Annotated in this window: 8 protein-coding genes, 3 rRNA genes and 1 pseudogene; 1 reads left to right on the forward strand and 11 read right to left on the reverse strand. The window is 60.2% G+C overall.

Annotated elements, in window-relative coordinates; genetic code table 11:
• Positions 1 to 19: 19 nt before the first annotated feature.
• The 6 genes from ACEUKI_RS06370 to ACEUKI_RS06395 form a co-directional block, all read right to left on the reverse strand.
• Positions 20 to 805, reverse strand: coding sequence for a hypothetical protein (locus tag ACEUKI_RS06370; RefSeq protein WP_080784464.1), 786 nt, complete (start codon positions 803 to 805; stop codon positions 20 to 22).
• Complete coding sequence (gene hisB, locus ACEUKI_RS06375; protein ID WP_007057821.1) at positions 805 to 1,404, reverse strand: imidazoleglycerol-phosphate dehydratase HisB; 600 nt, start codon at positions 1,402 to 1,404, stop codon at positions 805 to 807. Before hisB ends, ACEUKI_RS06370 begins: the two co-directional genes overlap by 1 nt.
• An 85-nt stretch (positions 1,405 to 1,489) precedes the next feature.
• A complete protein-coding gene (locus tag ACEUKI_RS06380) occupies positions 1,490 to 2,650 on the reverse strand; it encodes a histidinol-phosphate transaminase (protein ID WP_115770055.1) in 1,161 nt (386 codons plus the stop codon).
• The gene (gene hisD, locus ACEUKI_RS06385) at positions 2,647 to 4,044 is read right to left on the reverse strand and encodes a histidinol dehydrogenase (RefSeq protein ID WP_374156621.1); all 1,398 of its coding nucleotides are present in this window, start codon (positions 4,042 to 4,044) and stop codon (positions 2,647 to 2,649) included. The genes ACEUKI_RS06380 and hisD overlap by 4 nt, the downstream gene beginning before the upstream one ends.
• A gap of 101 nt (positions 4,045 to 4,145) precedes the next feature.
• Positions 4,146 to 4,439: an acylphosphatase gene (locus ACEUKI_RS06390; protein ID WP_115770054.1), complete on the reverse strand. Its 294-nt coding sequence runs from the start codon at positions 4,437 to 4,439 to the stop codon at positions 4,146 to 4,148.
• Between the two features lie 12 nt (positions 4,440 to 4,451).
• Positions 4,452 to 5,927, reverse strand: a complete 1,476-nt coding sequence (locus tag ACEUKI_RS06395) for an FGGY family carbohydrate kinase (RefSeq protein WP_181896159.1) — start codon at positions 5,925 to 5,927, stop codon at positions 4,452 to 4,454.
• Between the two features lie 107 nt (positions 5,928 to 6,034).
• Here ACEUKI_RS06395 and ACEUKI_RS06400 point away from each other — a divergent pair, with 107 nt between their 5' ends.
• Positions 6,035 to 6,862 carry an aldo/keto reductase gene (locus ACEUKI_RS06400; RefSeq protein WP_080784453.1) on the forward strand — a complete coding sequence of 276 codons (828 nt, stop codon included), beginning with the start codon at positions 6,035 to 6,037 and terminating at the stop codon, positions 6,860 to 6,862.
• Between the two features lie 94 nt (positions 6,863 to 6,956).
• On the opposite strand, the pseudogene ACEUKI_RS06405 reads toward ACEUKI_RS06400, so the two are convergent.
• From ACEUKI_RS06405 to ACEUKI_RS06425, 5 genes and pseudogenes are all read right to left on the reverse strand, one after another.
• Positions 6,957 to 7,808 (reverse strand): annotated as a pseudogene (locus ACEUKI_RS06405) (IS3 family transposase); the annotation flags it as partial.
• Entirely contained in the window at positions 7,808 to 8,323 is a 516-nt protein-coding gene (locus tag ACEUKI_RS06410; protein ID WP_374156622.1) for a helix-turn-helix domain-containing protein, read from the reverse strand. The gene ACEUKI_RS06410 and the pseudogene ACEUKI_RS06405, both read right to left, overlap by 1 nt.
• A 217-nt stretch (positions 8,324 to 8,540) precedes the next feature.
• Positions 8,541 to 8,657: ribosomal RNA gene (gene rrf, locus ACEUKI_RS06415) — 5S ribosomal RNA — on the reverse strand.
• 170 nt (positions 8,658 to 8,827) lie between these two features.
• Positions 8,828 to 11,891 (reverse strand): 23S ribosomal RNA (locus ACEUKI_RS06420).
• Positions 11,892 to 12,324: 433 nt separating this feature from the next.
• Positions 12,325 to 13,850, reverse strand: a 16S ribosomal RNA gene (locus tag ACEUKI_RS06425).
• The 16S, 23S and 5S rRNA genes sit together here, the layout of an rRNA operon.
• Positions 13,851 to 14,060 lie beyond the last annotated feature (210 nt).

Below are 14,060 nucleotides of genomic sequence, written 5' to 3' on the forward strand. Positions count from 1 at the left end.
CTACTGGTTTGGTTGGCGTCTATTCGATGCGGGAGCCGCGTCCGCCACGCCCACGCTTGGTATGGTTGGCGAGAATCTGCATCGCCTGGTCATGGTCGAGTCCAGCGGAATCCACCACTTCAAACCCTTGGGTCTTGAGTTGGTTCAGGGTTACGATGCCGAGCATCAGGTCCTCGACGAAGCGCGGTGTGGAGGTGAACAGCACGGGCGGCGCGAAACTCTGGCCGGCCTCTCCCTGCACGTACATGGCCACTTCGAGCTTGTCGGCACGGTTGACTGCAAGAATCACGGCCATGCCGGATACCACGGTGGTCAGGTCCTTGGCTGCGGCTTCCGGGCCGTCGCCGTCCAGATTCTTCAGCACCGCGACGGCCCCCTGATTGGCACCGATGCATGCGGCGGAGATGTCCGACAGCTGGCAGAACGCGGCCAACAGTTCGGCGGAGGCAAGACGGGTGACGATCAGCGCCACCTTCGCCTTGTTACCCAACAGTCCAGCGAGTTCGTTGTCGAAGCCGAGCGAGGGGTCGATCACGTCGGCCATGGCCTCGTTCACCGCATCCGCAACGGACCCGGTGACGTCGTCGGTCATAGGCTGGCCGGAATCAGCGGAAGCCTTATCAGCCGTATCATCATTCGCGCCGGAATCGGACTTCGCTGAAGCAGCGTCCGCTGTTTTATCGGCATCACTGGCATCGCCGGATGCCGAATCGTCCGCGAATTCTTTCTCGAATCCGGCGAGCGCAGCCTCAAGCTCCTCGTCGGAGAAGTGCGATTCGTCCGGATCGAACTTGTCGTCGGCCATCACAGGGCTCCCTTGGTGCTGGGCACGCCGTCCACACGCGGGTCGATTTCCACGGCGAAGCGCAGCGCACGGGCCAGCGCCTTGAATTCGGCTTCAGCGATGTGGTGCGGGTCGCGGCCGGCGAGCACCTGCATGTGCAGGCAGATGCCGGCGTGGAAGGCGATGGATTCCAAGACGTGGCGGACCAGCGAGCCGGTGAAGTGGCCGCCGATCATGCAGAATTCGTAGCCTTCGGGCTCGCCGCTGCACACGCAGTACGGGCGGCCGGAAATGTCGACCACGGCCTTGGCCAGCGCCTCGTCGAGCGGCACGGTGGCGTCGGCGAAGCGGCGGATGCCTTTCTTGTCGCCGAGAGCCTGCTTCAGAGCTTCGCCGAACACGATGGCCGTATCTTCCACAGTGTGGTGCACGTCGATGTCGGTGTCGCCGTGGGCGTGGATGGTCAGGTCGATCAGCGAATGCTTGCCGAGCGCGGTCATCATATGGTTGTAGAACGGCACGGATGTATCGATATCGGTTTTGCCGGTGCCGTCGAGGTTCAGTTCGAGGTCGATGTGTGATTCGCTGGTTTCGCGGACGATGTGCGCGGTTCTTGCCATCATGTCTCCTGTGTGATTCGTCATATTGGATTGCGGCGGGACTCGAATCACTTCGGGTCTCGCCGCAATCGGAAAGAAACGTCCCTTATGCTGCTTCCACTATACGAAGCACTTCAACAAGGGCGTTACGGAAGGTTTCCATCTCCTCGTCGGTGCCCATGCACACGCGCAGCCAACCGTCCGGTCCGACCACGCGGATGAGTACGCCGCGCTTCAGGAGCTCGTCGAAGATGGCTTCGCGCTTGTCGAAGTGCCCGCCGAACAGCAGGAAGTTCGAGCCGGATTCGGCCACTTCAAGCGGCTGGTCCTTGTAGGTCTGTTCCTTGAGCCATGCGGCGGTGGCCTCGCGGGTTTTGCGCAGGTGCTCGACACGGCTCAGCTGTTCATCGGTGTGTTCGAAGGCAGCCAGTGCGGCGGCCTGAGTCACGGCGGACAGGTGGTACGGCATACGTACGATACGCACGCAGTCGATGATGCCCTTGGATGCGGCCAGGTAGCCGACTCGCGCGCCGGCGAAGGCGAAGGCCTTGCTCATGGTGCGGCTGACGGCCAAGTTCGGGTGGTTCTTGATCAGGCTCACCGCGCTCGGGGTGCCGGGCTTGCGGAATTCCACGTACGCTTCGTCGATGACGAGAATCGGGTGCACGCCCTCGCCCGCGCCGGCCACTTCAGCAGTTTCGCAGGCGGCGAGAATACGCTCGATATCCTCCATCGGCAGTGGGGTGCCGGTCGGGTTGTTTGGGCTGGTGAGCAGCACCATCGAGGGCTTGACCTCGGCGATGGCCTCAAGCACCTTGTCGACGTTCAGCGTGAAGTCGGCGTTGCGGTGGGCGAGCTTCCAACCGGTGAAGGTGTCGCGGGCGTACTCCGGGTACATGGAGTACGTCGGGTCGGCACCGAGTGCGGTGCGGCCCGGGCCACCGAAAGCCTGGAACAGCTGGAGCATGATCTCGTTGGAGCCGTTCGCGCCCCACAGCTCGTCCACGTCCAGACGGGTACCGGATTCGCGGGCCAGGTAATCGGAGAATGCCTGACGCAATTCGATGTGCTCACGATCCGGGTATCGGTTGAGCGTGGGGGCGATTTCACGCACACGCTTGGCGATGGTGTCGCATACGGCCGGGTCCGGCGCATACGGGTTCTCGTTGACGTTCAGGCACACCGGCACATCCAGCTGGGGAGCGCCGTACGGCTCCTCACCGATCAGATCGTTGCGCAGCGGCAGGTTTGCGGGAATCGAGCTCATCGCAGACCGGCTTCCTTCTCCTGCTCGCGCAGGGTGGCCTTGTCATACGGATCCTTGACGAAGCGGGAGAGCACGCACTCGCCGTGGGCGGGCAGGTCCTCGGAAACGGCGAAGGCGTTGATGCGGGAGGCGAGTGCCTTGAGGTCTTCCTCGTCGTATTCGATGACTTCGACCGGCTTCATGAAGGTGTGCACGCCGAGGCCGGCGGCGAAGCGGGCGGTGCCGCCGGTGGGCAGCACGTGGTTGGAGCCGGACATGTAGTCGCCCAGCGGCACCGGGGAGTACGGGCCGCGGAAGATGGCACCGGCGTTCTTGATGCGCTTGACGACCGCATCGGCATCCTTGGTCTGAATCTCAAGGTGTTCGGCGGCGTAGGCGTTGGCCGCGTCGATGGACTGGTCGAGACCGTCGGTCAGTACGATGGCAGACTGGGTGCCGGACAGTGACGTGTGGACACGCTCGGCGTGCTCGGTACGCGGCACGCGGTACTTGAGGTTCTCCTGCACCTTGTCGGCAATCTCGGTGGAGTCGGTGAACAGCACGGAACCGGCGAGCTCATCGTGCTCGGCCTGGCCGATGAGGTCGGCGGCCAGCAGGCTCGGGTTGGCGGTTTCGTCGGCGATGATGCCGATTTCAGTGGGGCCGGCGACCGCGTCGATGCCCACGAATGCGGAGACCAGCGACTTGGCGGTGGCCACGAAGATGTTGCCCGGGCCGGTGATCTTGTCAACCGGATCGCACAGGATGTCGCCGTCCTGCGGCTCGCTGCCCTTGGCGCCGTATGCGAACATGGCGATGGCCTGAGCGCCGCCGACCGCGTACACCTCGTCAACACCGAGGATGGCGCAGGTGGCGAGGATGGTCTTGTTCGGCAGGCCTTCCTCATTGTCGCGGGCGGGCGGGGTGGCGATGGCCAGCGATTCGACGCCGGCGGCCTGGGCCGGCACAGCGTTCATGATGACGGAGCTCGGGTAGACGGCCTTGCCGCCGGGCACATACAGGCCGACGCGCTGAATCGGAATCCAGCGTTCGGCCACGCGGGCGCCTTCGGCGAGGTCGGTGTAGAAGTCCTTCGGCACCTGGTTGGCGGCCACGGCGCGGGCGCGGCGCACCGATTCCTCGATGGCGGCGCGCACTTCGGGGTCGATCGTGGCCAGGGCGTCCTTGATCGCCTCGACCGGCACGCGCAGGTCCTTGGGACGCACGTGATCGAACTTCTCCTCGAAGTCGCGCAGGGCCGCGGCACCGCGTTCCTTGACATCGTCCAGAATCGGACGCACCAGATCGGTGGCTTCGGAAGTACCCATTGCAGCACGCGGCATCGCGGCAAGCAGTTCGGCACGGGACAGGTTCTGACCACGCAGGTCAATGATTCGCATGATGTTCTCACTCATAAAGCCCCATCGTACCAATGTGCGAGGCCTAAGCGGCGAGGAACGCCCATGTTCACCCGTATCGTGAGATTATCGTGCGTGATGCGGGTTCGTGATGCAGGTTATTGACGCACGCCAAATGCCCGAGCGGTCTCATCGATAATCGGCATGTCATACACGGCGACGTGACTCACTTCGGACCATCGCGGGCCAATGGCTAATCGCTCAACCAAGGCTTGCACTGCGTCGCTGCTACCTTGTGCCTCCAGCTCAACCGAGCCATCGCTACAATTACGCACCCAACCCTGTGCACCAAGCCGACGTGCCTGAGTCACCGTAAAATAACGGAATCCCACGCCTTGCACCAGTCCGGTGACCACTATATGCTTGCGGACCATATTTGCTGATTGCCTCATGATGCTAAGTCCCTAATCCATCGTTCGCAGCATCGGGTAGAGGCTCAGGAATCGCCGGTATGCGTCGGCATATGTGCGTGCGGTGTCAGGATTCGGCTGGTATACAGTGCGTTCACATACTGATTGCAGCAGGTCTGGTGCATTGAACACCAACGAGGCCATTGCCACTGCTGGCAAAATATCGGCATTGGCGAACACTTCAATAGGATGCTCCAACACATCAGCCAGAATCTGGCACCACGCATTTTCTCTGGCTCCGCCGCCAATCAGGGAAATCTCGGTGGGTTTGGCGTCAAAACTTTCCATACCTTGACGAATGGAGAAGACCACACCCTCAAGCGCGGCACGCATCATGTCTGCCTTGGTGGTGTCTGGATCGAGGCCCACATAGGCACCGCGAATATTCGGGTTCATTACGGGGAACCGCTCCCCCACCAGATATGGCAGGCATAGCACACCGTTGGAGCCGGGTTTGGATGTTTCGATAAGCTGATGTGCTTCCGCATAATCGCCATCGGCGAATACGCCGGTAACCCATTTATGCACGTCGCCGGCGTTGAGGTATGGCACGGCATTCACGAAGCCTTCTTCCACACCAAATGCCAGATTCGCAGCACCAGGCTTGTCAGTGAACGGCTCGGGCGAAACGGTGGCGATCCAGCCTGAGGTGCCGATATTGATGTTGTATTGACAAGGGTGGCTGACACCGCTGGCCAGCGTGGTGGCACCCGCGTCTCCAATGCCCGCGTATACCGCAGTTCCGGCGAAGAAACCGGTGCGTTGTGCAGCGGATTCCGTCACTGCGCCAATGTTGTCTTGCGGATTGTGCAGGTGTGGCAACATGGTCATGTCGATTCCTGCGGCCTCGCACAATTCGGCATCCCATTGGCCATTACGGATACTCATGGCACCGGCTGTGGAACAAGCCGCCACATCGCCCACGCATTCGCCAGTTAATTGGGCGATCAAGTAGTCCTTGGAACTGATCAATACATGACGAATGCGCGCGTACGTTTCCGACTCGTGCTCGCGCAGCCACATCAACTTGGGCAACGGCAAGCAGCCTTCGAGCCGGTTACCAACGGTGTTCAGGAAACGTTCTGCACCGCCCTGATATGTCTCGGCGAGTTGCTTGGCCTGTTCCTCGGCTCGGCCATCCGAATACAGAATGGCATTGCGGACGGGATTGAGCTCGCCGTTCAAAGCAATAACATCCTGCATCTGACCGCTGAAAATGATGCCACGAATGCGAGTCACATTGAATTCTGACTCGGATTGCCGCGCCTGCTCAATCATGCGCCTGGAGGCCGAGCAGAAAGCTTGCCACCATTGATCGGGGCTCTGCTCCCGATAGTCGCCGTTGATAATAAGGTCAAGTTCGCTACTCGCGCTAGCTACAATGCAACCCTGCCCATTAACTAAGGCACCCTTCAACGCCGTGGTCCCCGCATCAAATGCAGCCACATATTCCGTAGTCATATCGTTCATCGTAGCGCTGAAATAAAGAATCATTCTTTGCCAGCAAAACGCGGCTTATTGCATCGTCTTGTTTCTAGAATGGGAAATTGAACGAATACTACGACTAGTGAGGCATTATGGCAATTCAATCGACAATCATGCTGAACAACGGCACTGTCATCCCGCAGGTGGGCTTGGGCGTATTCCAGACACCGGATGGTGATACTACAGTGAACGCGGTGCAGACGGCTCTGGAGAATGGCTACCGCCATATCGATACCGCAATGATTTACCGCAACGAAGCCTCAGTAGGTGAAGGTATTCGCCGTGCTGGTGTGCCGCGCAGCGATTTCTTCTTGACCACCAAGCTGTGGAATGACGATATTCGCGCACGCCGCGGCAAGGATGCATTCCAAGAAAGCCTTGACCGCTTGGGCGTGGATTATGTGGATCTGTATCTGATTCACTGGCCGGCAGACGGCTGGCAGCAGGCATGGGACGACTTGCAGGAGATTTATGCCTCTGGCCGTGCCAAAGCCGTTGGCATCAGCAACTTCCAAAAGCATCATATCGATGAGCTACTGACCCATAGCGATGTGGTACCTGCTGTAGACCAGGTTGAGTCTTCCCCACAATTCACCAATCAAGAGCTTATTGGCCAGCTGCGTGCCAAGGGCATCGCAACCGAGGCGTGGAGTCCGCTCGGCGGCACCGGCGGTAACCTACTCAGCAACCCAGTACTGGCCGAAATCGGTGCCAAGTACGGCAAGTCTGCTGCACAGGTAGTGATTCGTTGGCACATCCAGCGCGGTATCATCGTGCTTCCAAAGTCCACTCATGCCGAGCGCATCAAGCAGAACTTCGAGGTCTTCGACTTCAACCTATCGGTCGATGATATGAACGCCATCTCCGCCATCAACACCGGCAAGCGCAACGGTGCTGATCCGGACAATTTCAATTTCTAGACCTTTATCGGTCCAGATACGCAAAGAGGGAACTCTCCGTCATTGTGAACTGCGCCCCGATTGTTGGACGTGGTTTATTAAGGGTACCTGATTGGGCTGTGAGGGACATGTTCCGGAATTCCTCCGGGGTGTGTCCCTCCAGTCGTATCTGGCGGCGTTTGGTGTTCCGGTGGATGATGTACGCGTCCAGTTCGTTCTTGAACTGTTCGTATGAGGCGAACTCGCGTCCGGCGTAGAACTCGTCCTTGAGGTGACCGAACACCTGCTCGGTCGCGGCGTTGTCGATGCAGTTGCCCTTCCTGCTCATGGACTGGCGGATGTCCAGTCCCGCGAGCCGGTCGCGCCACCACCGGTGCCGGTACTGCCAGCCCATGTCGGAGTGCAGGATCGGGTTGGCGTCTTCGGGCAGCTTCTCCTCGAGCATGGCGAGCAGGCGCCACTGCTGGGCCATGTCGGGATGCCGGCTGACGTCCCAGGCCACGATCTCCTTGGATCCCATGTCGTATACGGCAGCCAGATACGCCTTGCCGTCGGCGACCCTGAACTCGGTGACGTCCGTGCCCAACTTCACCCACGGCCGCTCGGCCGTGAAGTCCCATTCCAGCAGGTTCTCCACCCTCGCGCCCGTCTCGCCCCGGTACGAGCTGTATTTCCGGTACGGGTTCGGCCTGCGTATCCGGCATTCCAGGCCCATGCGCCTCATGACCTTCAGCACGCTCTTGTGGCTCACCCGCACCCCGAACTCGTGCACGAGGCACATGCGTATCTGCCGGTGGCCGCACCCGTTGGGCGTGCGCGCGAATATCTCGGCGACCATCGGCTCGATGTCCGGCCGGGTCACGGCGGCCGGATGCGACAGAAGATGGTAATACGTGCTTTTCGCCAGCCCGGCCGCCCTGAGCAGGTGCCGGAGCCGATGTCCCAGCCCCGCCAGCATGGAGACGATCACCGTTCTGTCCCGGTTGCCGATCTCCACGCCAGCAGGGCGTCGGCTTTTTCCAGGTACGCGACCCTCGCCTTGAGGTACGCGTTCTCCTCCTCAAGGAGCTGTTCCCTTGTGGGAGCCGGCCTCGGCTTGGATTTCGCGCCCCTGGGCCTGCCCTTCGGTTTCGGACGCAGGGCGTCCGGGCCGCCGGACCGGTACTCGCGGCACCAGCGCTCCAACGGGGTGGGACTCGCGATCCTGTACTTCTCCATGACTTCGGCCTTCGTCAGCCCATGCTCCACATGGTCGCGCACCGCCGCGAGCTTCGTCTCGTAGTCGTATCTCCTGTTGCCTTCGCGTTCTCCCATGAGCGCCGCCTCCCCGCCAAACCGGTATGACAACACCCATTTTCCCGCGGTGCTGACGGGCACGCCAAGCCGGCGGGCGAGAGAACGCCTCCCGGCCCCGCCCCGGATCAGGTCGGCGACGACCCGCATGAAACCGTCATCGTAATGACGCCTGCGATCCCTACACATGAGAAACCGCACCTCCGATCATCGAATCTGAATTACTTCAGTCCAACAATCGGGGTGCGGTTCAGTTTCATTGGAGGGTTCCCTCTTCTATATGCTTTCGATTCGGCCACACCCTAGGTGCGAGAGCCTATGTCTTGTCGGTGTCTTGTCTTGTTGGTTTCGGGTATGCGAGGGAGCCCCTTGGGGCGTGTGCTCCAAGGGGCTTCCTGTACGTGTGGTGCGGCGGCGTGCTACTCTCCCACACCCTGTCGGGTGCAGTACCATCGCCGTGCCAGGCCTTAGCTTCCGGGTTCGGAATGGGACCGGGCGTCTCACCTGGGCCATGGCCGCCGCAAATCTTCTCTTATACGGCCAGACGCTGGGGTCTGCCGGCCTGTGGCGGCCTGGGAACCGGATAGCGGACGCGAATATGTCGATGTTTCGTCTTGTGGCCAGACAATGCTCATTGCCGTCTGGTGTCGTTTGCAGGAGGAAGATGCGGTCCAACCGCCAGGGGTCGGAATGTCAGTGTTGCCTTTCGTCCGTTAGTACCGGTCGGCTCCACCCCTCGCGGGGCTTCCACGTCCGGCCTATCGACCACGTGTTCTGCATGGGGACTACAGCAGCTCGAGGCTGCACGGAATGCTTATCTTGGAGCAGGCTTCCCGCTTAGATGCTTTCAGCGGTTATCCCTCCCGAACGTAGCCAACCGGCCGTGCCACTGGCGTGACAACCGGCATACCAGAGGTTCGTCCACCCAGGTCCTCTCGTACTATGGGCAGGCCTCCTCAGCATTCCAACGAGCGCAGAGGATAGAGACCAAACTGTCTCACGACGTTCTGAACCCAGCTCGCGTGCCGCTTTAATCGGCGAACAGCCGAACCCTTGGGACCTGCTCCAGCCCCAGGATGCGACGAGCCGACATCGAGGTGCCAAACCATCCCGTCGATATGGACTCTTGGGAATGATCAGCCTGTTATCCCCGGGGTACCTTTTATCCGTTGAGCGATGCCGCGTCCGTACACCGGCACCGGATCACTAGTCCCGACTTTCGTCCCTGCTCGGACCGTCGTCCTCGCAGTCAAGCCCGCTTGTGCACTTGCACTCGCCACCCGATTGCCAACCGGGCTGAGCGGACCTTTGGGCGCCTCCGTTACTCTTTGGGAGGCAACCGCCCCAGTTAAACTACCCGCCAGGCACTGTCCCTGAACAGGATGACCGTTCGAGGTTAGACATCCAATGCGAACAGAGCGGTATTTCACCTTGCGGCTCCACGCGATCTGGCGACCGCGCCTCTCGGCCTCCCGCCTATGCTACACAATCCACACCGAATGCCAATACCAAGGTATAGTAAAGGTCCCGGGGTCTTTTCGTCCTTCTGCGCTTAACGAGCATCTTTACTCGTACTGCAATTTCGCCGAGCTCCTGGTCGAGACAGTGGGGAAGTCGTTACGCCATTCGTGCAGGTCGGAACTTACCCGACAAGGAATTTCGCTACCTTAGGATGGTTATAGTTACCACCGCCGTTTACCGGGGCTTGAATTCACCGCTTCGCCAAAGGCTGACGGATCCTCTTAACCTTCCGGCACCGGGCAGGCGTCAGTGCATATACAGCGGCTTGCGCCTTCGCATGCACCTGTGTTTTTGGTAAACAGTCGCTACCCCCTGGTCTGTGCCACCCCCAAAAGCTCCCCGCGCGAGGCGGTTCACCATCGGGGGTCTCCCTTAAACCGAAGGAACGGGAGTGATTTGCCGAGTTCCTTGACCAGGATTCGCTCGATCGCTTTGGTATTCTCTACCTGACCACCAGTGTCGGTTTGGGGTACGGGCGGCTTTGAGCCTGACGCCGAAGCTTTTCTCGGCAGCCGGGATCACCGGATATCGGGCCGAACGGCCCCCATCATCGCACCTCGGGCACACGCGGGACGGATTTGCCTGTCCCACGCCCTGCGTGCTTGACCACGGAAGACCACCTCCGCGGCCGGCTACCCCTCTGCGTCACTCCTGCGCTGACCTACTACAGCTACGGTCCCAACGCCCGAAGGCATCCCACCACCGAAGTGGAGGTAAGCCCGCGGCCGGAGGTTAGTACTCACTGCCTCGGTTTTGGCGGCTGAAAGCCGGTACGGGAATATCGACCCGTTCATCCATTCGACTACGCCTGTCGGCCTCGCCTTAGGACCCGACTCACCCAGGGACGATGAACGTGGCCCTGGAACCCTTGGTCATCCAGCGGACGGGATCTTCACCCGTCTCTCGCTACTCATGTCTGCATTCTCACTCCCATGAAGTCCACGGCGCGTTCACACGGCCGCTTCGCCCCTCATGGGACGCTCTCCTACCCAGTACAAAACACTGCCGCGTCTTCGGTGGTGTGCTTGAGCCCCGCTACATTGTCGGCGCGGAACCACTAGACCAGTGAGCTGTTACGCACTCTTTCAAGGATGGCTGCTTCTGAGCCAACCTCCTGGCTGTCTATGCGACTCCACATCCTTTCCCACTTAGCACACGCTTCGGGACCTTAGACGACGGTCTGGGCTGTTTCCCTTTCGACGACGAAGCTTATCCCCCGCCGACTCACTGCCGGGATACGCGTCACCGGTATTCGGAGTTTGGTTGCTGTTGGTACCCGATACGGGCCCGCAAGCATCCAGTAGCTCTACCCCCGGGACGTAATGACCCGACGCTGCACCCAAATGCATTTCGGAGAGAACCAGCTATCACGGAATTTGATTGGCCTTTCACCCCTAGCCCCAAGTCATCCCCCCGGTTTTCAACCCAGGTGGGTTCGGTCCTCCACACGGTCTTACCCGCGCTTCAACCTGCTCAGGGCTAGATCATCCCGCTTCGGGTCCAGGACACGCGACTTTAAACGCCTTTTAAGACTCGCCTTCGCTACGCATACCCCACACGGGTTATGCTCGCCACATGCCACTGACTCGCAGACTCATTTTTCGATAGGCACGCCGTCACCCCACAAAAGGGCTCCGACGGATTGTAGGCGCACGGTTTCAGAGACTGTTTCACTCCCCTCCCGGGGTACTTTTCACCTTTCCCTCACGGTACTCGTTCGCTATCGGTCAGACAGGAATATTCAGGCTTACCCAACGGTCTGGGCGGATTCGCACGGGGTTCCACGGGACCCGTGCTACTTGGGAGACGCGATCGGCAGACCATGCGCGTTCAGGTACGGGGCCCTCACCCTCTGCGGCCCGGTATTCAACCCGGTTCCCCTGACACATGGTTTTCTGCAACTGCCGGCCGGCCCGTCGGAGCCGGCGCACGCGATCCCGCAACACCCCGCGCGCAACCCCCGACGGGTATCACACGCGCAAGGTTTGGCCATCATCCGCTTTCGCTCGCCACTACTCACGGAATATCCTTTCCTGCAGGTACTGAGATGTTTCACTTCCCTGCGTACCCCCCGGCCGAAGCCGGTACCGACCCATGACGGTCGGTGGGTTCCCCCATTCGGAAATCCTCGGATCAAAGCCCTGTCGGCGGCTCCCCGAGGCATATCGCAGCCTCAAACGTCCTTCATCGGTCCTGTCTGCCAAGGCATCCACCATACGCCCTTGCAAGCAACACACACGCAACATGCATGCGCCGCAAGATTCCTCCAGCAAATTCCCAGACGACAAATCATCACACTAAAAATGATCACAAAACGATCGAAACGAACAACAGAGTTCGATTCGAAATCAACAGCAAAACAAGGATCCAGAAAACCCTTGCTTTGCTCGCGTCCACTATCCAGTTCTCAAGCCACCACGCACCGCCACGCCGCCGCACCGGCACACGGCCGGCCCTCGGGCACGACGGGCACCGAATCGCGCCAGGCAAAAAAGCCTGGGGTGGCGATCCGGGAGCCCAAAAGCGCATCCGCACCACTCCGGCACCCACCGCACGACCGGCAGGGCAAAGCCAACGACATCTTCCACACCAGCAACCCCGCCACCGCCGCACCATGCGACGCGCGGGGCGCACACCGTCGGACGAACATCCGACTGAATTCTCCGTAGAAAGGAGGTGATCCAGCCGCACCTTCCGGTACGGCTACCTTGTTACGACTTAGTCCCAATCACGAGCCTCACCTTAGACGGCTCCATCCCACAAGGGGTTAGGCCACCGGCTTCGGGTGCTGCCCACTTTCATGACTTGACGGGCGGTGTGTACAAGGCCCGGGAACGCATTCACCGCGACGTTGCTGATTCGCGATTACTAGCGACTCCGCCTTCACGCAGTCGAGTTGCAGACTGCGATCCGAACTGAGACCGGTTTTCAGGGATCCGCTCCGCGTCGCCGCGTCGCATCCCGTTGTACCGGCCATTGTAGCATGCGTGAAGCCCTGGACGTAAGGGGCATGATGATCTGACGTCATCCCCACCTTCCTCCGAGTTAACCCCGGCGGTCCCCCGCGAGTTCCCGGCACAATCCGCTGGCAACACGGGGCGAGGGTTGCGCTCGTTGCGGGACTTAACCCAACATCTCACGACACGAGCTGACGACGACCATGCACCACCTGTGAACCCGCCCCGAAGGGAAACCCCATCTCTGGGATCGTCGGGAACATGTCAAGCCCAGGTAAGGTTCTTCGCGTTGCATCGAATTAATCCGCATGCTCCGCCGCTTGTGCGGGCCCCCGTCAATTTCTTTGAGTTTTAGCCTTGCGGCCGTACTCCCCAGGCGGGATGCTTAACGCGTTAGCTCCGACACGGAACCCGTGGAACGGGCCCCACATCCAGCATCCACCGTTTACGGCGTGGACTACCAGGGTATCTAATCCTGTTCGCTCCCCACGCTTTCGCTCCTCAGCGTCAGTAACGGCCCAGAGACCTGCCTTCGCCATTGGTGTTCTTCCCGATATCTACACATTCCACCGTTACACCGGGAATTCCAGTCTCCCCTACCGCACTCAAGCCCGCCCGTACCCGGCGCGGATCCACCGTTAAGCGATGGACTTTCACACCGGACGCGACGAACCGCCTACGAGCCCTTTACGCCCAATAATTCCGGATAACGCTTGCACCCTACGTATTACCGCGGCTGCTGGCACGTAGTTAGCCGGTGCTTATTCAACGGGTAAACTCACTCACGCTTGCTCCCCGATAAAAGAGGTTTACAACCCGAAGGCCTCCATCCCTCACGCGGCGTCGCTGCATCAGGCTTGCGCCCATTGTGCAATATTCCCCACTGCTGCCTCCCGTAGGAGTCTGGGCCGTATCTCAGTCCCAATGTGGCCGGTCGCCCTCTCAGGCCGGCTACCCGTCGAAGCCACGGTGGGCCGTTACCCCGCCGTCAAGCTGATAGGACGCGACCCCATCCCATACCGCGAAAGCTTTCCCAGAAGACCATGCGATCAACTGGAACATCCGGCATTACCACCCGTTTCCAGGAGCTATTCCGGTGCATGGGGCAGGTCGGTCACGCATTACTCACCCGTTCGCCACTCTCACCACCAAGCAAAGCCCGATGGATCCCGTTCGACTTGCATGTGTTAAGCACGCCGCCAGCGTTCATCCTGAGCCAGAATCGAACCCTCCACAAAAAAACTTCATGAAAAACATCCGAACAGATGACTCTCAAAACAAAAATTGACGAGCACGTCCTTAAGGAAGGACGCCCTCAAAAAACCCCACCATCATTCAACCCCTCCCGGGGCACCCCGCCACAAAAGACAAGGCTGACGATGAACTGGCAATCATTGACTATAAAGAAGTAGTACAAACACGCTCTTGAGTTCTCAAACCACCACCAC

Source organism: Bifidobacterium sp. 2450 (genome assembly GCF_041900695.1).
Lineage (GTDB): Bacteria > Actinomycetota > Actinomycetes > Actinomycetales > Bifidobacteriaceae > Bifidobacterium > Bifidobacterium longum.

Coding starts and splice junctions, on each gene's coding strand:
- ACEUKI_RS06370 (WP_080784464.1), bottom strand. CDS start 805: ATGGCCGACGACAAGTTCGATCCGGACGAATCGCACTTCTCCGACGAG.
- hisB (WP_007057821.1), bottom strand. CDS start 1,404: ATGGCAAGAACCGCGCACATCGTCCGCGAAACCAGCGAATCACACATC.
- ACEUKI_RS06380 (WP_115770055.1), bottom strand. CDS start 2,650: ATGAGCTCGATTCCCGCAAACCTGCCGCTGCGCAACGATCTGATCGGT.
- hisD (WP_374156621.1), bottom strand. CDS start 4,044: ATGAGTGAGAACATCATGCGAATCATTGACCTGCGTGGTCAGAACCTG.
- ACEUKI_RS06390 (WP_115770054.1), bottom strand. CDS start 4,439: ATGAGGCAATCAGCAAATATGGTCCGCAAGCATATAGTGGTCACCGGA.
- ACEUKI_RS06395 (WP_181896159.1), bottom strand. CDS start 5,927: ATGAACGATATGACTACGGAATATGTGGCTGCATTTGATGCGGGGACC.
- ACEUKI_RS06400 (WP_080784453.1), top strand. CDS start 6,035: ATGGCAATTCAATCGACAATCATGCTGAACAACGGCACTGTCATCCCG.
- ACEUKI_RS06410 (WP_374156622.1), bottom strand. CDS start 8,323: ATGTGTAGGGATCGCAGGCGTCATTACGATGACGGTTTCATGCGGGTC.